The 18,865-nt window shown below is 73.0% G+C and carries 17 protein-coding genes; 3 read left to right on the plus strand and 14 right to left on the minus strand.

Annotated features, from left to right (window positions below; all coding sequences use genetic code 11):
- Positions 1-26: 26 nt before the first annotated feature.
- The 7 genes from ACTMS0_RS02200 to ACTMS0_RS02230 all read right to left on the minus strand — a co-directional run bounded on the left by ACTMS0_RS02200 (position 27) and on the right by ACTMS0_RS02230 (position 9,246).
- Positions 27-491, minus strand: a complete 465-nt coding sequence (locus ACTMS0_RS02200) for a DUF4442 domain-containing protein (RefSeq protein ID WP_441153376.1) — start codon at positions 489-491, stop codon at positions 27-29.
- Between the two features lie 56 nt (positions 492-547).
- Positions 548-1,861 carry an ABC transporter ATP-binding protein gene (locus ACTMS0_RS02205; protein ID WP_441153377.1) on the minus strand — a complete coding sequence of 438 codons (1,314 nt, stop codon included), beginning with the start codon at positions 1,859-1,861 and terminating at the stop codon, positions 548-550.
- A gap of 176 nt (positions 1,862-2,037) precedes the next feature.
- Positions 2,038-4,236, minus strand: a complete 2,199-nt coding sequence (locus ACTMS0_RS02210) for a bifunctional glycosyltransferase/CDP-glycerol:glycerophosphate glycerophosphotransferase (protein WP_441153378.1) — start codon at positions 4,234-4,236, stop codon at positions 2,038-2,040.
- Between the two features lie 9 nt (positions 4,237-4,245).
- A complete protein-coding gene (locus tag ACTMS0_RS02215) occupies positions 4,246-6,225 on the minus strand; it encodes a DUF5941 domain-containing protein (protein ID WP_441153379.1) in 1,980 nt (659 codons plus the stop codon).
- Complete coding sequence (locus tag ACTMS0_RS02220) at positions 6,222-6,971, minus strand: ABC transporter ATP-binding protein (protein WP_441153380.1); 750 nt, start codon at positions 6,969-6,971, stop codon at positions 6,222-6,224. Before ACTMS0_RS02220 ends, ACTMS0_RS02215 begins: the two co-directional genes overlap by 4 nt.
- Positions 6,972-7,799 (minus strand): ABC transporter permease, encoded by an 828-nt coding sequence (locus ACTMS0_RS02225; RefSeq protein WP_441153381.1) that lies wholly within the window; start codon positions 7,797-7,799, stop codon positions 6,972-6,974.
- A gap of 40 nt (positions 7,800-7,839) precedes the next feature.
- Positions 7,840-9,246 carry an L-serine ammonia-lyase gene (locus ACTMS0_RS02230; RefSeq protein ID WP_441153382.1) on the minus strand — a complete coding sequence of 469 codons (1,407 nt, stop codon included), beginning with the start codon at positions 9,244-9,246 and terminating at the stop codon, positions 7,840-7,842.
- Positions 9,247-9,551: 305 nt separating this feature from the next.
- Between ACTMS0_RS02230 and ACTMS0_RS02235 the strand changes: the two genes are divergently transcribed.
- On the plus strand, positions 9,552-9,758 hold the full coding sequence (locus ACTMS0_RS02235) for a PspC domain-containing protein (protein WP_441153383.1): 207 nt from the start codon (positions 9,552-9,554) through the stop codon (positions 9,756-9,758).
- Between the two features lie 139 nt (positions 9,759-9,897).
- Here the strand turns inward: ACTMS0_RS02235 and ACTMS0_RS02240 are convergent, their stop codons facing one another.
- From ACTMS0_RS02240 to pdxH, 7 genes are all read right to left on the minus strand, one after another.
- Positions 9,898-10,656: a DUF4230 domain-containing protein gene (locus ACTMS0_RS02240; RefSeq protein WP_441153384.1), complete on the minus strand. Its 759-nt coding sequence runs from the start codon at positions 10,654-10,656 to the stop codon at positions 9,898-9,900.
- Positions 10,657-10,778: 122 nt separating this feature from the next.
- Positions 10,779-11,939 (minus strand): acyl-CoA dehydrogenase family protein, encoded by a 1,161-nt coding sequence (locus tag ACTMS0_RS02245; RefSeq protein WP_441153385.1) that lies wholly within the window; start codon positions 11,937-11,939, stop codon positions 10,779-10,781.
- A 36-nt stretch (positions 11,940-11,975) separates the two neighbouring features.
- Positions 11,976-12,281: a type II toxin-antitoxin system VapB family antitoxin gene (locus tag ACTMS0_RS02250; protein WP_091593012.1), complete on the minus strand. Its 306-nt coding sequence runs from the start codon at positions 12,279-12,281 to the stop codon at positions 11,976-11,978.
- A gap of 161 nt (positions 12,282-12,442) precedes the next feature.
- Positions 12,443-13,072 carry a nitroreductase family protein gene (locus ACTMS0_RS02255; protein WP_441153386.1) on the minus strand — a complete coding sequence of 210 codons (630 nt, stop codon included), beginning with the start codon at positions 13,070-13,072 and terminating at the stop codon, positions 12,443-12,445.
- A gap of 11 nt (positions 13,073-13,083) precedes the next feature.
- Entirely contained in the window at positions 13,084-14,013 is a 930-nt protein-coding gene (locus ACTMS0_RS02260) for an aldose 1-epimerase family protein (protein WP_441153387.1), read from the minus strand.
- Positions 14,014-14,030: 17 nt separating this feature from the next.
- Positions 14,031-15,326: an MFS transporter gene (locus ACTMS0_RS02265; protein WP_441153388.1), complete on the minus strand. Its 1,296-nt coding sequence runs from the start codon at positions 15,324-15,326 to the stop codon at positions 14,031-14,033.
- Positions 15,323-15,949, minus strand: coding sequence for a pyridoxamine 5'-phosphate oxidase (gene pdxH, locus ACTMS0_RS02270; RefSeq protein WP_441153982.1), 627 nt, complete (start codon positions 15,947-15,949; stop codon positions 15,323-15,325). The genes ACTMS0_RS02265 and pdxH overlap by 4 nt, the downstream gene beginning before the upstream one ends.
- A gap of 285 nt (positions 15,950-16,234) precedes the next feature.
- On the opposite strand from pdxH, the gene ACTMS0_RS02275 reads away from it, so the two are divergent.
- The gene (locus tag ACTMS0_RS02275; protein ID WP_441153389.1) at positions 16,235-17,341 is read left to right on the plus strand and encodes a citrate synthase 2; all 1,107 of its coding nucleotides are present in this window, start codon (positions 16,235-16,237) and stop codon (positions 17,339-17,341) included.
- A 310-nt stretch (positions 17,342-17,651) separates the two neighbouring features.
- Positions 17,652-18,779, plus strand: a complete 1,128-nt coding sequence (gene serC, locus ACTMS0_RS02280; RefSeq protein ID WP_441153390.1) for a phosphoserine transaminase — start codon at positions 17,652-17,654, stop codon at positions 18,777-18,779.
- Positions 18,780-18,865 lie beyond the last annotated feature (86 nt).

Genomic DNA, 18,865 nt, shown 5'->3' on the forward strand with positions numbered 1-18,865 from the left:
CGGACTGCGGGTCGTCCAACCGGGACTCAGTGCGGGCGGAGCGTCCAGACGACGGTCATCTCGGAGGTGGGCTTGCCCTCCTCGGTGGCGATCTCGACGTGGACCGGGAACTCCGGTCGCTGGCCGGCCTCCAGCTCCGCGAGCACCTCGGCGGCCGGGCGGCCGAGCCGCGCGGTCGCGCGCACCGCCCCCATGGCGAGCTTGCGGTACGCGATATCGGCGCTCACGGCGAGCGGCGTGGCCCGGTCGAGCAGGTGCCCGAACGCGGCCATGACGACGGCGCCGGAAGCGGTCTCGCCGAGGGTGAACATGGCGCCAGCATGCGGCCCGCCGACGTGGTTGTGGGTGGCCGGCGAGTCGGGCAGCCGGACCACCGCTCGCACCCCGCCGTCGGTCTCGGGGGCCACCTCGACGAATTCGAAGCCCAGCGTGCGGGCGAAGGGCACGGCCTCCAGCATGCCGGCCGCCACCTGGCGAGAGTCGATGCTCATGCCCGTACGTTACCCGTGGGTAACTTCCACGGCAAGGACCACGGGGCGAGGCGTATTCAGCGCCAGCCGACGTCGATGCGGTCGCCGCGCTCGTCGAAGAAGTGCAACGCGTCCATCCGGACCGACACCGCCAACGGGTGCCCCGGCGACACGGCCGGGTACGGGGCCAGCCGGACCGCCAGCTCGGCCGGGCGGCGGTGGTGCCGGCCCGGGTCGGGGAGCACGCTGGTGCGGGTGCCGGCCGTCGGGGTGGTGACCTCGTCCTCCGACCCCGACTCCCCGGCGCGGCCGGTGATGCGCTGCACCACCTGGTTGAACCGGCGCAGGCCGCGCTCGCCGGGAGCGGGCCGGTCGACCGGGGTACCCATCTCGTCCACCACCACGGCCGTCGCGCCGATGTCGAGGAAGGCGAGCGACTCGTGGCCGTGGTGCTCCAGGTAGCGGATGCGGCCGTACAGCACGTCGCCCTGGGTGTCCGGGGTGACCGGGGTCAGCGCCTCGGCCCGCATCCCGACCACGATCCGCTCGCCGTGGTAGTGGGCGACCGCCCGGGTGCGGATGTCGTCCCACGGCAGGTAGAGCGCCTGCTCCCCGAGGGTGAGCGTGACGTACCGGTCGAGGTGCACGTAGACCGAGGCCTCCAGCAGGTTCATCCGGGGGCTGCCGAGGAAGGCGGCGACGTAGAGGGTGGCGGGGCGGCCGTACACCTGGGTGGGGGTGCCGACGTCCTGGAGGACGCCCTTGCGCATGATGGCGACCCGGTCGGCCATGGTCAGCGCCTCGGCCTGGTCGTGGGTGACGTAGATGGTGGTGACGCCCAGCTCGCGGGTCAGGCCGGAGATCTCCGCGCGCAGTTCGGCCCGCAGGCCGCTGTCGAGGTTGGACAGCGGCTCGTCCATGAGGAACAGGCCGGGCCGGCGCACGATCGCGCGGCCCATCGCCACCCGCTGGCGCTGGCCGCCGGAGAGCTGGCCGGGCCGGCGGGCGAGGACGTCGCCGATCCCCAGAGCGCCGGCCACGTCGGCGACCCGCTCACCCCGCCGGTCCGGTTCCAGGCCGGCCAGCCGGAGCGGGAAGGCGATGTTGTCGCCGACCGTCATGTGCGGGTAGAGGGCGAAGTCCTGGAAGACCATCGCCACTCCGCGCTCGCGCGGTGGCAGGTCGTTGGCCAGTTCGCCGCCGAGCAGCACAGCGCCGGAGGTCGGGCCCTCGAGCCCGGCGATCATCCGGAGGACGGTCGACTTGCCGCAGCCCGACGGCCCCAGCAGGACCATGAACTCGCCGTCGCTGACGTCCAGGTTCACGCTGTCGACGGCGATCGTGCCGTCCTTGAAGACCTTGGTCACATCCTTGAGCGCGACGGTGGTCACCGTCTCCTCCCCCAGCTCGTCGGCCGAACCCGGGAATGACTGTGACGAGGAGCACGCCGGTCGCGCATCGGGTGAACGTGCCATGTTTCACCCGTGACAGTCCTATTACGTGCCATCGAGCCAAGACAATGTGACAATCCGGACACCCGGCACGTCAGCGGGCGCGACGGGCCGGATCAGCAGGCCGGGACGGGCTCCGGCGGCTCGCCGAGGAACACCCGGCGGACCACCCGCTCGGCCGCGTTCCCGTCGTCGAGCCGGCAGAAGCGGTCGCGGAACCGCCGCCGTGCCTCCTCCGCCTCGGGGCTGCGTACGGCGCCGGAGCGGAACACGTCGAGCAGGGCGGTGAAGTCCGTCGCCACCGCCCCGGGCGGCTCGGCGGTGACGTCGAAGTAGACGCCGCGCGCCAGGCGGTACGCCTCCCAGTCAGGCGCGTAGACGACGATCGGCCGGTCCAGGACGGCGTAGTCGAACATGGCCGACGAGTAGTCGGTGACCAGCACGTCGGCGGCGAGATAGAGATCCTCGACGCGCGGGTGGGCGCTGACGTCGCGTACCCGCTCGCGGGTCACCGCGCGCAGCCCCCGCCGCTCCCGGTCCTGGAAGTAGTGGCTGCGCATGAGCAGGCGGCCGGTCGGGCCGAGCGCGGCGAGGAGCCGGTCCGGGTCGAACGGTGGCCGGAAGCCCGGCAGGTGCTCGCGGTGCGTCGGCGCGTACAGGACCACCTGTTCGCCGATGCCGAAGCCCAGCTCGGCGCGGATCCGCAGCACGTCGCCGGCGGTGGCGGTCACCAGCCGGTCGTTGCGCGGGTAGCCGACCTCCAGCGTCGTGTACGCGGCCGGGTACGCCCGCTCCCACATCTGCGTCGAGAAGCTGTTCGAGGTGATGCTGTAGTCCCACCGGTCCACCCGCCGCAGCAGCCCGGTGAAGTCCATCCCCACCGCGCCGAGCGGGTACCGCTGCTGGTCCAGCCCCATCACCTTGACCGGGGTGCCGTGGTGGGTCTGCACGTGGACCGTGCCGGGGCGCTTGCGGACGTAGTCGGGAAAGTTGACGTTGTTGACCAGCCAGCGTGCCCGCGCCAGCACCCGGTACTCGGCGGGCGTGCCGGCCACCACGTACTCGACCCCGTCGGGCATGGCCGAAGCCCGGTCCCGCCGGACGATCCACACCCCGCGCACGTCCGGGGCGAGCCGGCGGGCGGCCTCGTGGATCGCCGCCGGGTTGCAGGCGTAGCCCCGGTACCAGTAGGCGGCGTACACGGCGAGCGTCGGGTCGACCGGCCGGCGCAGCTCGGCCTGGTAGTACCCGCGCAGCGCGGTGTTCCGGGCCAGCCGGGCGCTCCGGCGCACCACCGGGGCGGCGCGCCGGGCCCGCCGCTCGGCCACCTCCCGAGCCTGGTACGCGGTGCGCAGCGCGCTGAACGTCCGCCACCGGCCCTCGGCGACCAGCCGGTGCTTGAGCCCCTCCACCCCACCGGGGACCGGGTAACCCTGCGGTGGCCGCCAGCGGGCATGGTCGGCGGTGATCTGGGCGAAGAAGCGCGGACGCAGCTCCGGGGCGATCCGCTCCCCGTTGCCGAGCACCGTCAGGTAGTGCCAGATCATCCGCTCGAAGAGCACCGGTCGCACGTGGTCGACCGCCGGCCCCCACTCGTCCAGCCGCTGGAACACTCGGTGCCACTGCGTGAAGACCTCGAAGTGCCGGTCGCCCCGGGTCCGGGTGATCGCCCCGGCGCGGCGCTGGCGGTAGTTCACGCAGACCCGGTCCAGGACGCCGATCCGCTCGGCGAGCACGAGCGCGGGATAGGTGAACGAGACGTCCTCGTACCAGCCGGGCGCGAAGCGCAGCCCGTGGTCGAGCAGGAACCCCCGCCGCAGCACCTTGTTCCACGCGGTGTGCAGCAGGTGGACCGTCTCCGGCCGCTCGCGCAGCCGGAACGTCTCCGCGCCGGGCGGCTCCGGGAACACGTCGAGCATCCCGCTGCGGGTGGCGCTCCCGCTCCACCAGGCCCGGACGTGGTCGACCACGAGCACGTCGGGGCGGGCGGCGCGCAGCCGCTCGGCCACTTCGGTGAGGCAGTCCGGCGCGAGCCAGTCGTCGCCGTCGACGAACCACACGTACTCGCCGGTGGCCCGGTCCAGCCCTGCGTTGCGGGCCGGACCGAGCCCGACGTTCTCCGGCAGCCGGAGCGCGTGCGTCCGCGGGTCGCGGGCGGCGTACTCGGCGAGGATCTCTCCGCTGCCGTCCGGGGAGCAGTCGTCGACGCCGATCACCTCGATGCCGGTCTCCGGCTGCCCGAGGATCGAGTCCAGGCATTCGCGCAGGTAGCCCTGCACCCGGTAGGCCGGGACCACGAAACTGATCAGTGTCACCCGGCCGCCCTAACCCGGTGAGCGGCCTCCTGCTCCGACCGGGCCCGCCGCCCGCGCGGCACGGGCGGGCAGGACCACCCAGGCGAGGGCGACGCTCCCCACGAAAACCACGAGAAGGTACGCGCCGAGTGTAACCATGCCGATACCGGCAATTCCGGCGATCGCTGCCAGGGTCAGCAGCACGGAGCGCCCCTCCCAGCCCAGCGTGGCGGCGTGCAGCGGCGGCGCGACCTTGCGCTTCTCCAGCCGGGCGGTCAGGTCGTAGTGGTGCAGGGTGAGCACGAAGACGTACCCGAAGATCACCCATGGCGGCACGTCGCCGAGCACGCCGACCGCGATGGCGAAGAGGTACTCCGCCGCGCGCAGCGCCGCCGGCACCAGCCAGTCCAGCGCACCACCGTGCGGCGCCCGCGCCCTGCCCCCCGCGGGCAACAGCAGGGCGAGGGCGACCACCGCCGTCCACTGCGGGACGGCCTCGCCCCCGACCAGCGCGAGCACGAGCAGCACCGCCGCAGCCAGCGCAGCCAGCACGGCCAGTTCCAGCGGCCCCGGCCGGCGGGCCGCCGCCGGCCGGACGCGGGCCAACAGGCCGTCGTCGCGGTGCAGCGCGGCATCCACCGTGTCCAGCACCCCCACCCGCATCGAGCGGGCACGCAGCGTCCGCAGCGCACCGGTGTACGCGAACGCCAGCACCCCCCACGCCAGCACCGCGATCAGGGCGATCCGCTGGTCGAACAGCGCCACGGTCAGCGCGATCAGCGCCCACCGCTCCCCGATCGGGAAGACGACCGTCCGCTTGAGCCAGTACGTGACCGAGCCGGTGTCCGCCTGCACCCGGTTCGAGGCGGCGCTGAGTCGGTCGCCGATCCCGCCACCGCCCCCGGCGGCGGCCTTCGGTCGGCGGGCCGCCTCGTCGTGCAGCGCGCCGTACCAGGTGTCCGTCATGTGCCGGACGGTCTGGAGGGTCATCGCGGCGATGGCGAGGGCCCAGCCGTAGCGGAACCCGGCCAGGGTCGCCCCGTAGCCGAGGCCCGCGTACACCACGTACTCCTTGGCCCGGTCGGCCATCGTGTCGAGCCAGCCGCCCCAGGCGCTGAACGTGCGGGTGTAGCGGGCGAGCTGGCCGTCCACACAGTCCAGCACGAAGCCGAGGTAGAGCAGCACCGCGCCGGTGACCAGCGCCGGCCGGCCGACGGCACCGAAGAGCAGCGCCGCGGCCACCGCGAACGCCACCGAGATCATCGTGACGGTGGTCGGGCTCAGGCCCAGCCGCGCGGCGGCCTTCGTGACGTACGGGGACCAGGTGCTGACGAAGTACGTGGTGAAGAAGTCGTCCCGCTCCTTCACGGACAGCCGCAGCTCGGCCCGGTCCTCGTCCACGGCGGCGACGGCCGCCTCGGCGGCGGCCAGTTCGGCGGCGTCGGCGATCCGGTGCGCGACGAGCAGGCGTACCCGATGGGCGAAGGCCAGCGTGCCGCGGGCGGCGAGGTCGGCGAAGAGCCGGTCCACGGCGGGCCCGCCGACCACGGTGCCGCCGGCTGGCGCGGGACCGACCGGCACCACCCCGGCGGCGACCGACCGCGCGGCGGCGGCGAGGGCCGGCAGGTCGGCGGTGCCGACCCGCAGCGCTGCGCCGAACGTCCCGCTGACATGGCCGTCCAGTTGCTCCGGCGACCCGGCGGCGACGACTTGGCCGCGGTCCTCGCGGACGGCGGTACGGCCGTGCGTGGGCGGGTCGGTGAGCACCAGCGACACCGTCGGCCCGACCGGGCTGGTGGCGAGGTGCCGCAGGACGGCCGTGTGCGCGACCAGGTCGGCGCCGGTGACCAGCATCGGCCCGGTGGCGGTGTCGACCAGGTCCGCCAACTGGCGCAGGTCGGCGACGATCCGCACGTCGTCGGCCCCGGCGTCGCGGCACTGCGCCGCCAGGCGTTCGCCGAGAACCCCGCCGGCCGGCGCGTCGGCGGTCAGCACGATCGCGAGCGTCACCGCGGCACCGCCCGGTGGTACGCGGCCAGCGCCTCGTCGATCGTCCCGTCGACGGTCATCCGGCCGGCGTCGAGGTAGAACCCCCGACGGCAGAACCGGGTCAGATCCTGTTCGTTGTGTGACACCAGCACCAGAGTGCGCCCCTCCCCGAGCAGACGATCGATCGTCGCATAGCACTTCCGGCGGAACTCAGCGTCCCCGACCGCGGTCACCTCGTCCATGAGCAGGACCGGGTGCGGCAGGTGGGAGATGATCGCGAAACCGAGCCGTACCTTCATGCCGGACGAGTAGTGCCGCACCGACGTGTCGATGGCCTTCTCCACCTGTTCGCCCGCGAACGACACGATCTCGTCGAAGTGTCGGCGCAGGTAGCCGGACGACAGGCCGTGCAGGCCGCCGACCAGGTACAGGTTCTCCCGGCCGGTCAGTTCGTTGGAGAAGCCGGCGGACAGTTCCAGCAGCGGCGCGACGTCACCCCGGACGGTGATCCGCCCCTCGTCGGGGATGAGCACGCCGGCGATCAGCCGCAGCAGGGTGCTCTTGCCGGTGCCGTTGCGGCCGATCACGCCGACCGTGTCGCCGGCCGCGATCGAGAAGGACAGGTCGCGCAGCGGCCAGAACCGCCCGTCGGCGATGCCGCCGCGCCGGCCCCGGTGGATGACGAGTTCCCGGAGCCGCAGCTGGCGCCGACGGTTGCGGACGAACCGGATGCCCAGCCCGTCCGCCTCGATGATCGGGTCGGCCATTCACAGTTCCTTCAGCACGGCCGGTTCGAGGCGGCGGAACGTCCACCACCCGGCGGCGAGCACCAGCAGGCTGCCGGCGACGGTCGTGGCGAGCAGCCGGGCGTCGGGGAACTCGTCCGGGTACCACACCGCGTGGTGCAGCTGGAAGATGCCGACCAGCGGGTTCAGCTCGTACGCGACCGTCACCCAGCCGGGCAGGCCGGAGTCGCGGACGAGGCTGAGCGGGTAGATGATCGGCGTGGCGTAGAAGAGCAGCCGGACGGCCAGCCGCATGAACCGCTCGACGTCGCGCATCAGCACGTTGGCCGCGGAGAGCAGCAACGCCAGCCCGACGAGCAGGACGCCCTGGACGGTCACGGCCAGCGGCAGGACGAGCACCGACCAGCCGAGGTCGATCCGGTCCGCCACCGCGTACGCCACCGCCACCCCGATCAGGATGGGCAGGCCGGCGGCGTACTCGGCGACCCGGCCGACGACCCGGCCGATCGGGAAGACCTGGCGGGGGATGTTCATCGTGGTGATCAGCCGGGACTGGCCGGTCAGCGCGTTGGTGGCCTCGCTGATCGCCGAGCTGGTCCAGCTCCAGGCGAAGACCCCGGTGATCAGGAACAGCGGGTACGAGTCGGCCGCCTCGCCCAGGTGGCGGGTGGTGTCCCGGGCGTACAGCACGCCGAAGACGAACCAGTAGATGGCGCCGGTGCCCAGCGGCTCGATCAGCGACCAGAGGTACCCGAGCACGGACTGCTGGTACTTCACCGCGAGGTCACGGCGGACCAGGATGCGCAGCGCGTCGCGGTGCGACCAGAGCGCGCCCACGCCAGAGGTCACCGCCGCCTCCCGCCCCGAAGACGGACGGCGGTGACCGGGCTCAGCACTCGATCACGTTGACGGCCAGGCCGCCCCGTGCCGTCTCCTTGTACTTGATCTTCATGTCGGCCCCGGTCTCGCGCATGGTCTTGATGACCTTGTCGAGCGAGACGTGGTGCACCCCGTCGCCCCGCAGCGCGAGCCGGGCGGCAGTGATCGCCTTGATGCTAGCCACCGCGTTCCGCTCGATGCACGGGATCTGCACCAGGCCGCCGACCGGGTCGCAGGTCAGGCCGAGGTTGTGCTCCATGCCGATCTCGGCCGCGTTCTCCACCTGCTCCGGGGTGCCACCCTGGGCCTCCGCCAGCCCGGCCGCCGCCATCGAGCAGGCCGAGCCCACCTCGCCCTGGCAGCCCACCTCGGCACCGGAGATCGAGGCGTTCTCCTTGAACAGCACGCCGATCGCGCCCGCCGCCAGCAGGAACCGCACCACCCCGTCCTCGGAGGCGCCCGGCACGAACCGGTCGTAGTAGTGCAGCACCGCCGGGATGATGCCGGCCGCGCCGTTGGTCGGGGCGGTGACGACCCGGCCGCCGGCCGCGTTCTCCTCGTTGACCGCGAGGGCGAACAGGGTCACCCAGTCCATCGCCCGCAGTGGGTCCGCGGCCCCCCGGCCCGCCGCGCCCGCCGCGGACCGCACCGGGTCCGCGTCGGCCATGAGGCCGCGGTACAGCTCGGCCGCCCGCCGCCGGACCTTCAACCCACCCGGGAGTACGCCGTCCCGCTCGCAGCCGCGCGCCACGCACTCGCGCATCACCCGCCAGATCTCCAGCAGGCCGGCCCGCACCTCCCGCTCGCTGCGCCAGGACAGCTCGTTGGCGAGCATCACCTCGCTGATCGACAGCCCGGTCGCCCGGGTCACCGCGAGCAGCTCCGCACCCGTGGAGAACGGGTACCGCACGGCCGTGGTGTCCGGCTTGATCCGGTCCGCCCCGGCGGCCGCCTCGTCGACCACGAACCCGCCGCCGACCGAGTAGTAGGTGCGGCTCCGGACCTGCTTCCCGGCCGCGTCGTACGCGGCGAACGTCATCCCGTTCGGGTGGTACGGCAGCGACCGGCGGCGGTGCAGCACCAGGTCCCGGTCCGGGTCGAAGTCGATCTCGTGGGCGTCGAGCAGCGCGATCCGCCGCTCGGCACGGATGCGGGCGACCAGCGGTTCCACGCCGTCGGTGTCCACCGTCTCGGGGGCCTCGCCGGCCAGCCCGAGCAGCACCGCCCGGTCGCTGCCGTGGCCGTGCCCGGTGGCGCCCAGCGAGCCGAACAGCTCCGCGCGGATCCGCGCGGTGTCGGCGAGCAGCCCGTCGGCCTTCAGCCCGCTGACGAAGGTCCGGGCGGCGCGCATCGGGCCGACCGTGTGCGAGCTGGACGGCCCGATGCCGACACTGAAGAGGTCGAAGACGCTGATCATGGCTGCACTTCCTCGCCGCCGTACCCGTCGTGCGGGCTCCCGGTCCGGTGGTGGCCGCCCGGTCGGGGTGGCCGTCGGCGGGCACCCGCGGTGGGTGCCCGACCGGCCAGCCTACCCGCCCAGCTCACCCCGTGCCCGGCTCCGGTTCCGGATCGATCACCGTCGGAGGCTTCCCGCCCGAACCCACGGGTAAGCACCTACGGGTCAACGGGTCGCCGATCCTCCTCTGGACCGAGGGCGGGGTGGTGCCCCCTTCCTACCGTTGAGTCAGCGGCGGCGGAACGCCGCGGAGTGGGAGTACGACGATGAGTCGCAGACTGGTCCGGCCCCGTCAGGGGCGCATGATCGCCGGCGTGTGCGCCGGCCTGGCGCAGCGGTTCGGTTGGTCGGCCGGGTTCGTCCGGCTGCTGTTCATCCTGTCCCTGCTGCTGCCCGGCACCCAGGTGATCATCTACGCGATCCTCTGGATCCTGATGCCGAACGAGGACCGCTACGCCACCACCCGCTACTGACCCCGCCCTCCGGACCCCCCGGCCCACCTGACCGCACTTTCGGGGAAAGAGTGGCTATTCGGGCGATCGAGGCCACTCTTTCGCTGAAAGAGTGGCCTCGGGTGGGCCGGGGGGTCCGGGTGGCGACGTTTCCACCGGGTCAGGGGGCCGTGTACGTGACGGTGACCCGCTCGTAGCCGAGGGAGCGGAGCAGGCCCTCCAGCATCTTGCGGGTGTTCTCCTCGGCGCGCTGGGTCAGGCCGCTGTCCCGGGCGGCGGCGGTGATCCGCTCCTCGGCGAGTTGGTAGACCTGCTGCTGCCGGTTGGGATCGCCCTCGACCAGGTCGCCGATCCGGTTGAGCAGCCCGCGCTTCTCGGCGAAGACGTAACTCCTCTCGAGGTCGAGGTTGGTCTTCGCGAGCTGCGGCGCGGGCAGCGTGATCTCGACTGACTTCCCGTCGGCGGACTCGACGATCGCACCCTCCGAGATCCTCGCGAAGTCGACGTACGCCTCGACGCTGCCCGCGCCCACGAAGAGTGTGCGCTGGTTGAGCAGCCAGTCCGGGACGTTGCGCCGGTCGTTCTGGAGGTCGACCACGACCTGGAAGTTGCCCTCGGCGGCCACGTAGCGGCTCAGATCCTGGATCGACTTGAGCAGCGCGGGCTGGCTGCGATCGGTCTGCTCCTTGGCGAACGGGTTGCGGAACTCGGGCAGGAGTCCGGTGGCCTGCACACCGAGCAGCACCACCACCGCCAGTGCCGCCGCACCGAGCACCAGCAGCAGGCGGTGGACCTGACCGCCGCCCGGGGTGGGCGCTGACGGCTCCGGTGCGTCCTCGGACCGGTGCTTCAGCGTGTCGGTGGTCGGGTAGCCCGGGAACTCCCGGGTGGGCTGGTTGATGTCACCGTCGCGGGCCATCGCCCTCACCGTCCTCGTCAGACACGTCGTCTGCCGAAAACGTTACGGCCCTCGTACGACACCCGCTCGGCGAGCGACCCGATCGGGTGACGGCCTGGAGGGTGTCCCGACAGCCTCTTAGGTCAGGCGAACGCGGAGATGCCGGTCAGCTTCTGCCCGACGACCAGTTGGTGGATCTCCGACGTGCCCTCGTAGGTCAGCACGCTCTCCAGGTTGTTGGCGTGCCGCATCACCGGGTACTCCCCCGACACGCCGTTCGCGCCGAGGATCGTGCGGCACTGCCGGGCGATCGCGAGCGCCTCCCGGACGTTGTTCAGCTTGCCGACACTAACCTGCTCGGGGCGCAGCCTGCCGGCGTCGGCGAGCCGGCCCAGGTGCAGTGCGAGCAGGTACCCCTTGTTCCACTCGACGGCCATGTCGGCGAGCTTGGCCTGGGTGAGCTGGAACGCGGCGAGCGGCCGGCCGAACTGGGTGCGGGTGGTCGCGTACCCCAGGGCCGTCTCCAGGCACTCGCGGGCCGCGCCGAGCGCGCCCCAGACGATGCCGTGCCGGGCCTCGGTGAGGCAGCTCAGCGGGGCCTTCAGCCCGGTCGCCCCGGGCAGTTGCGCGTCCGCCGGGAGCCGCACGTCGTCGAGGGAGACCTCCCCGGTCACCGACGCGCGCAGCGACATCTTCCGCCGGATCTCCCGCGCCGTCACCCCGGGCGTGTCCATGGGTACGGCGAAGCCGCGTACCCCCTCGTCGGTGCGCGCCCAGATCACCGCGACGTCCGCGACCGGCGCGTTGGTGATCCACATCTTGGTGCCGTGCAGCACCCAGTCGTCGCCGTCCCGGCGGGCCCGGGTGGTCATCGACGCCGGGTCGGAGCCGTGGTCCGGCTCGGTCAGCCCGAAGCACCCGATCGCCTCGCCGGCGGCCATCGCCGGCAGCCAGCGCTGCTTCTGCTCCTCGCTCCCGTAGCGCCAGATGGCGTACATGGCGAGCGATCCCTGCACCGACACCATGGACCGGACGCCGGAGTCGCCGGCCTCCAGCTCCAGGCAGGCGAGCCCGTACGCGACGGCCGACGAGCCGGCGCAGCCGTACCCGGTCAGGTGCATGCCGAGCAGGCCGAGCTTGCCGAACTCGCGGGCCAGCTCGCGGGCGGGCACGTGGCCCTCCTCGTACCAGCCGGCGACGTGCGGGCGGACCCGGTCGTCGACGAGCTGGCGCACGACAGCGCGGATCTGCCGCTCCTCCTCGCTGAGCGACGAGTCGATGTCCAGCAGGTCGAGAGGACTCATGGTGGCCACCTTAAATCAAGGCTCAGGACGGGCCGCTCACTCCACCGCCTCGGAGAGCACGAGCACCCGGGCATGGATCTGGTTGCGCTGCTGCAACGCGGCCCGCAGCGCGCGGTGCAGGCCGTCCTCCAGGTAGAGGCCGCCGTTCCACTGCACCACGTGCGGGAAGAGGTCCCCGTAGAAGGTCGAGTCCTCGGCGAGCAGCTTGTCCAGTGCCAGCTCACGCTTGGTGGTGATCAACTGATCCAGGCGCAGCGGGCGCGGGGGGATCTCGGCCCACTGCTTGAGCGTCAGGTTGTGCTCGGGGTAGGGACGCCCGTCCCGGACCGCTCTGAAGATCACGACGGCACGCTCCCCTCCCCGTACCGGGCCGACCCGCGACACCGGGCCGGGTCGCGGCGTGGCGCCGCGACCAGCGGCGCCGATGACCGTGCCAGCCTAGCCCGCCACGTCACGCCGCGTTCTGCTCCCTGATGTCAGTTTCGCTACCGGCCGTCCGCTTCTCAACCGGATGATTCGGCCGAGTCGGTCAGCCCCCACCGGCCACGGTGGACGACTTCCTCGACCGGACGGCGTCCACGACGCAGGGACGGTGACCGATGGTCCGGGGCGCGGTAACCGACCGTGATGGCGCCGACCGGTTCGTACTCCGCCGGCACCCCGAACGCCGACCGGAAGTCGTCGAGGCGGTGCGGGGGGATGCCGAAGAAACACGCCCCCAGACCCTCGTCGACGGCGGTCAGCAGCATCAGCAGTGCGGCGAAGCCGGTGTCGATGTACCAGTACGGCACCGGCCAGCGCTCGGTCGCCCGGTCCGCCCAGCCCTTGTCCGGCTCCGCGTACCGGTCCAGGTACGCCGACCGGTTCGCGTGCGGGACGATGATCAGCGGCGCCCGCCGCATGCCGCTCAGCCAGCGGTCCCGGCCGCCGCTGCCCGGGGTGGCCGCCGTCCAGAACCGCTCCCGGTCCTCGGCGCTCTCCAGCACCAGGAAGCCCCAGCCCTGGGAGAACCCGGCCGAGGGCGCCCGGATCGCGTGGTCGAGCAGGCGCTCCACCACCTCCGGCGGGACCGGCCGGTCCGGGTCGTAGTTGCGGACCATCCGGCGGCGCCGGACCACCTCGCCGAAATCCATGCCGTCGCCTCTCAGACCCCTGGCCGGACGCCCCAGACACCCCGCCAGGTGTCGCCGGGCTTCAGTGTGATCAGGTCCCGGCCGGAGCGGAACGCGTCCGGCGGGCAGGTCATCGGCTCCACCGCCACCGACCGCCGGTGCCGCTCCCCGGTCAGCGAGTCGCCGGTGAAGACCTGCCACCAGCCGAACTGGTGATCGGCCCAGATGCGTACGCCGGCCGCGCCGTCCGGAGCGGTGAGGTCGACCGCCGAGCCACCGTCGTCGTCCCGGATCACGTCGCCGAACGTGTGGTCGAGCGTCGCCCGCCCGATGCGGCGCCGCCCGGTCCAGTCGCACTCGGTGCCGCTCACCGACGTGACGGCGATCGGCAGCAGCCGACCGTCCACCTGCAGGCGGCTCCGGGCCGGCAGCCGCATCGTCAGGTCGTCGACCGCCACGCCGGGCAGTTGCAGGTACGGGTGCACCGCGAAACCGAACGGCGCCGGCTCGGCCCCGGTGTTGGTGACCTCGTGCTCCGCGCGCAGCCCGTCGGGGCCGACGCTCCACCGGCTGCGCAGCCGGAGGGGCCAGGGGTAGCCGGGGGTCGGCGGCAGCTCGTACCCGACCGTCACCGCGTCGGCCGACTGCTCCAGCAGCCGCCATGGCGCCCAGTTGACCAGCCCGTGGATGGCCACGTCCCGCTCGGGCTCGCTGATCGACAGCTGGAGGTGCCGGTCGCCGAAGGTGTACCGCCCGTCCCGGATCCGGTTCGGCCAGGGCGCGAGCACCTGCCCGGCGCAGCCGGGGCAGAGCTCGTCGGCCGCGTACCCGTCGAGGTAGTCCACGCCGTCGTGCCGGTACGTCCGGATCCCGCCGCCCACCTCGACGATGACGGCCTCGTGGCCGGCGGCGGCGATGGTCCACTGTGCGCCCGAGGGCGGACGCTGCTCGGGGGTGTCCATGCCGGGACCTTAACCGCTCAACCGCGCTCGCCGCTCGACGCGGCCGCCGCCCGGTAGCGGACCAGGGCCGGGAACGCGAGCGCCAGTCCGAGCGCGAGAACGGCGGAGAGCAGGCCGCCGCCGACCCAGGCCACTCCGGTGCCGAAGCCGGCCGCCGTCGCACCCGCGCGCAGGTCGCCCAGGCGCGGGCCGCCCGCGACGACCACCGTGTTGACGCCCTGGAGCCGCCCCCGCATCCGGTCCGGCGCGTAGATCAGCAGCATCGACTGGCGCAGCACCGCGCTCACCAGGTCGGCCGCGCCGGCGACCGCGAGCAGCAGGACCATCAGCCAGAGCTGCCGCGCCAGCCCGGCCGCCGCGATCGCCAGCCCCCAGCCCACCACCGCCACCACCAGGCCGAGCCCCTGCCGGCGCATCCGGCCGATCCAGCCCGAGGTGAGCCCGCCCACCATCGCGCCGATCGCGATGGCGCTGAAGAGCCAGCCGACCGCCGCGCCGCCGCCGAACCGCTCCTCCGCCACCTCTGGGAACAGCGCCCGGGGCATCGCCAGGATCATCGCGATCAGGTCGATGGCGAACGACAGCAACAGCACCGGCGTGGTGGCGAGGTACCGGAAACCGTCGACGATGCCGGCCAGCCCGCCCCGCCGGACCTCGCCGTCGGCCGGCGGCTCCGGGGGCATCGCGGGCAGCCGCAGGGTCGCGACGACCAGGCCGGTGAAGAGGACGGCGTCCACCGCGTACGCGACCGGCAGCCCGCGTTCCGTGCCGAACGCCGCGAAGATCAGGCCGGCGGCGAGCGGGCCGACCACCGAGGCCACCGTGAAGGTGGTGTAGTTCAGCGTGGTGCCCGCCGGTACCAGCTCCCCCGGCAGCAGCCGGGGCAGGGTCGCGGTACGCGCGGGCGAGCTGATCGCGAACGCGATCGAGTGGACGGTGACCAGCGCCAGCAGCAGCACCGGGCTGCCGGCCCCGGACAGCGCGTGCGCCAGCAGGCCGAGCATCGACGCCCAGAGCAGCGCCGAGCCGCCCAGCAGCACGCGCCGCCGGTCGCGGGCGTCGGCCACCGCGCCGCCCCAGAGCCCGAAGATCAGCAGGGGTACGAAACCCGCGACGCCGAGCAGGCCGACCCAGAGCGAGTCCTGGGTCAGCGCGAACATCTCGACCGGGACGGCGACCGCCGTGAACTGGAAGCCGAACATCGCCATCGTGTTGCCGAGCCACATCCGGCGGAACGCCGGCACCCCCAGCGGGCGCAGGTCGATCGCCCAGCGGCGCGCTCCGCGCGGCCGGGCCTCCCGCACCCCGGTCACGGTGCCAGCCGCTCGACGACCCAGCCGGCGTCGGTACGCCGGAACCGCAGCCGGTCGTGCAGCCGGCTCGCCCGCCCCTGCCAGAACTCCACGCCGTCCGGGCGGATCCGCAGCCCGCCCCAGTGCGGCGGGGCAGGGATCGGCTCGACGTCGGCGAACCGCTCCGCCACCGCCCGGTACGCGTCGTCCAGCGCCGCCCGGTCGGGAAGCACCCGGGACTGGTCGCTGGCCCACGCGCCGAGCTGGGAGCCGCGCGGCCGGCTGGCGAAGTACGCCTCGGTCTCCGCCCGGTCGAGCAGCTCCGCCCGGCCCGTCACGACCACCTGGCGCTGCATCGCGAACCACGGGAAGACCAGGCTGGCGTACGGGTTCGCGGTCAGTTCGGCGCCCTTGCGCGACCCGTAGTTGGTGAACAGGACGAAGCCGTCCGGGTCGTACCCCTTGAGCAACACCGTCCGGCCGCTCGGCCGGCCCTCGGCGTCGGCCGTGCCGAGCACCATCGCGTTCGGCTCGGGCAGCCCGGCCGCGACCGCGTCGGCGAACCACCGGTCGAACTGCGTGTGCCAGTCACCGGCCAGGTCCGCCTCGATCAGGCCCAGGTCCGCCGTGTACTCGTTACGCATGCCCGCCGGCGGCACTGTGTCGCCCGTCACGTCGTCTCCCCTCCCCGTCCGGCCGGTCACCGCCCGGCCGCGCAGGCCAGCGCCCATGGGACAGTCTCACCGACGCGCCCGCTCCGCACCCTTGGGAGGATGTCGCGTGTAGCACAGCGGTCGCGGGTCGCGCACTTCCGTAACCAGCAGGCAAGATGACACGAACACATCCCTGAGGGTCGCCTAAGGCGCTCGCCCGGCTGGGCCGGGACCGGAGCCCCGGGCTGGCGCACCGAGCAGATCCAGGAGAGCGACATGGCCGATTTCAAACCCGGACTGGAGGGCGTCGTAGCCTTCGAGACCGAGATCGCCGAACCCGACCGTGAGGGCGGCGCGCTGCGCTATCGCGGTGTCGACATCGAGGATCTCATCGGCCAGATCTCGTTCGGCAACGTGTGGGCGCTGCTGGTGGACGGGCGCTTCGGCCCGGGCCTGCCGCCGGCCGAGCCGTTCCCGGTGCCGGTGCACTCCGGTGACATCCGCGTCGACGTGCAGTCCGCGGTGGCGATGCTCGCCCCGTACTGGGGGCTCAACCAGCTTCTCGACATCTCCGACGAGCAGGCCCGCGAGGACCTGGCCCGGGTGTCGGTGACCGCGCTCTCCTTCGTCGCCCAGTCCGCCCGTGGCCTCGGGCTGCCGGCGGTGCCGCAGAAGGAGATCGACAAGGCGTCCACCATCGTCGAGCGGTTCATGAAGCGCTGGCGGGGTGAGCCCGACCCGCGGCACGTCAAGGCCGTCGACGCGTACTTCATCTCGGCCGCCGAGCACGGCCTGAACGCCTCCACCTTCACCGCCCGGATCGTCGCCTCCACCGGCGCCGACGCGGCGGCCTGCATCTCCTCCGGCATCGGCGCGCTCTCCGGGCCGCTGCACGGCGGCGCCCCGTCGCGGGTGCTCAGCATGCTGGAGGCCGTCGAGCGCAGCGGCGACGCCGAGGGGTACGTCAAGGGCGTCCTCGACCGGGGCGAGCGGCTGATGGGCTTCGGCCACCGCGTCTACCGCGCCGAGGACCCGCGCGCCCGCGTGCTCCGCCGTACGGCGAAGGAGCTGGGCGCGCCCCGCTTCGAGATCGCCGAGGCGCTGGAGAAGGCCGCCCTGGCGGAGCTCCAGGCCCGCCGCCCGGACCGGGTGCTCGCCACCAACGTCGAGTTCTGGTCGGCCGTCGTGCTGGACTTCGCCGAGGTGCCCGCGCACATGTTCACCTCGATGTTCACCTGCGCCCGGATGGGTGGCTGGAGCGCCCACATCCTGGAGCAGAAGAAGCTCCAGCGGCTCGTCCGCCCCTCCGCCCGCTACGTGGGCCCCAGCCCGCGCAAGCCGCACGAGGTCGAGGGCTGGGACCTGGTCCCCCACGGCGTCTGAGAAGGAAGGGCCCCTTCTTAACGCCTCCGGTATAGGAAGGGTCCCCTGTTAACACGTCTACGAAGGCCCCGACCGCCCACGCGGTCGGGGCCTTCGGGGTACCCGGTGCGCGCTGTGGCGTACGCCTCAACACCGCTGGTGGGACCGGCCGCCGGCCGACCGGCGGCGGGTGGAAGGATGGGGGCCGGCAGTGTCGCCGGACCGGGCTCGGAACCCGGCCGCGCCGTGCGCCCGAGCGCGCGTCCGCCGTCGATCCGCGCCCGGCGTAGAACGGGCCCGCCCACGCCCATGCGGAAGGATCTCCAACACCGTGGCTGACGCACCGACCATCCGGATTCCCGACGACATCAAGCCCGCCGACGGGCGGTTCGGCTGCGGGCCGTCCAAGGTCCGTCCGGCGGCGGTCTCCGCCCTCGCCGACGTGGCGACCAGCTACCTCGGCACCTCGCACCGGCAGAAGACGGTCCGCGACCAGGTCGCGCGGCTGCGCCGGGGCATCGCCGAGTTCTTCTCCCTGCCGGAGGGCTACGAGGTCGTCCTCGGCAACGGCGGCACCACCGCGTTCTGGGAGGTCGCGACGTTCGGCCTGATCCGGGAGCGGGCCCAGTTCGCGAGCTTCGGCGAGTTCGGCGCCAAGTTCGCCAAGGCCGTCAAGGACGCGCCGTTCCTCGGGGAGCCCACGATCCGCAAGTCGGAGGCGGGCACCGCCCCCACGCTGGTGGCCGAGGCCGGGGTCGATGTCTACGCCACCCCGCACAACGAGACCTCGACCGGCGTCGCGGTGCCGATCAGCCGGGTCCCGGGCGCGGACGAGGGTTCGCTGCTCCTGGTCGACGCCACCTCCGGCGCCGGCGGGCTGGAGGTCAACGTCGGCGAGACCGACGTCTACTACTTCGCCCCGCAGAAGTGCTTCGGCTCCGACGGCGGCCTCTGGCTCGCCCTGATGTCACCGGCCGCGCTGAACCGGGCCGCCGAGATCAAGGCGTCCGGGCGTTACATCCCGGCCTTCCTCGACCTGGTGACCGCGATCGACAACTCGCGGCTGGAGCAGACGTACAACACGCCGGCCCTGGCGACGATCTTCCTGGCCGCGGAGCAGACCGACTGGATGAACTCGCAGGGCGGTCTGGCCTGGGCGGCCAAGCGCACCGCGGAGAGCGCGAGCATCGTGTACGGCTGGGCGGAGCGCTCGGCGGTGGCGACCCCGTTCGTCGCCGACCCGGCGCTGCGGTCCAACGTGGTCGCCACGATCGACTTCGCCGACGAGGTGGACGCCACCGCGATCGCGAAGGCGCTGCGCGCCAACGGCATCGTGGACACCGAGCCCTACCGGAAGCTCGGCCGCAACCAGCTGCGGATCGCGCTCTTCCCGGCCGTCGAGCCGGCCGACGTCGAGGCGCTGACCGCGTCCATCGACTACGTCGCCGAGCGACTCTGACGATCGTCACGGTGGGTGGCCACGTCAGCCACCCACCGTGACCATCACCGCAGCTCAATCACGACATGCGAGTGTCGCATCCCCAA

It is taken from the genome of Micromonospora sp. H33, from assembly GCF_052068455.1.
Classification (GTDB): Bacteria; Actinomycetota; Actinomycetes; order Mycobacteriales; family Micromonosporaceae; genus Micromonospora.

What these genes read in the sequence shown, in the direction of transcription:
- ACTMS0_RS02275 (WP_441153389.1), top strand. Translation starts at nt 16,235, where the DNA reads ATGGCCGATTTCAAACCCGGACTGGAGGGCGTCGTAGCCTTCGAGACC.
- ACTMS0_RS02255 (WP_441153386.1), bottom strand. Translation starts at nt 13,072, where the DNA reads ATGGATTTCGGCGAGGTGGTCCGGCGCCGCCGGATGGTCCGCAACTAC.
- ACTMS0_RS02200 (WP_441153376.1), bottom strand. Translation starts at nt 491, where the DNA reads ATGAGCATCGACTCTCGCCAGGTGGCGGCCGGCATGCTGGAGGCCGTG.
- ACTMS0_RS02245 (WP_441153385.1), bottom strand. Translation starts at nt 11,939, where the DNA reads ATGAGTCCTCTCGACCTGCTGGACATCGACTCGTCGCTCAGCGAGGAG.
- ACTMS0_RS02230 (WP_441153382.1), bottom strand. Translation starts at nt 9,246, where the DNA reads ATGATCAGCGTCTTCGACCTCTTCAGTGTCGGCATCGGGCCGTCCAGC.
- ACTMS0_RS02240 (WP_441153384.1), bottom strand. Translation starts at nt 10,656, where the DNA reads ATGGCCCGCGACGGTGACATCAACCAGCCCACCCGGGAGTTCCCGGGC.
- ACTMS0_RS02260 (WP_441153387.1), bottom strand. Translation starts at nt 14,013, where the DNA reads ATGGACACCCCCGAGCAGCGTCCGCCCTCGGGCGCACAGTGGACCATC.
- ACTMS0_RS02220 (WP_441153380.1), bottom strand. Translation starts at nt 6,971, where the DNA reads ATGGCCGACCCGATCATCGAGGCGGACGGGCTGGGCATCCGGTTCGTC.
- ACTMS0_RS02235 (WP_441153383.1), top strand. Translation starts at nt 9,552, where the DNA reads ATGAGTCGCAGACTGGTCCGGCCCCGTCAGGGGCGCATGATCGCCGGC.
- pdxH (WP_441153982.1), bottom strand. Translation starts at nt 15,949, where the DNA reads ATGCGTAACGAGTACACGGCGGACCTGGGCCTGATCGAGGCGGACCTG.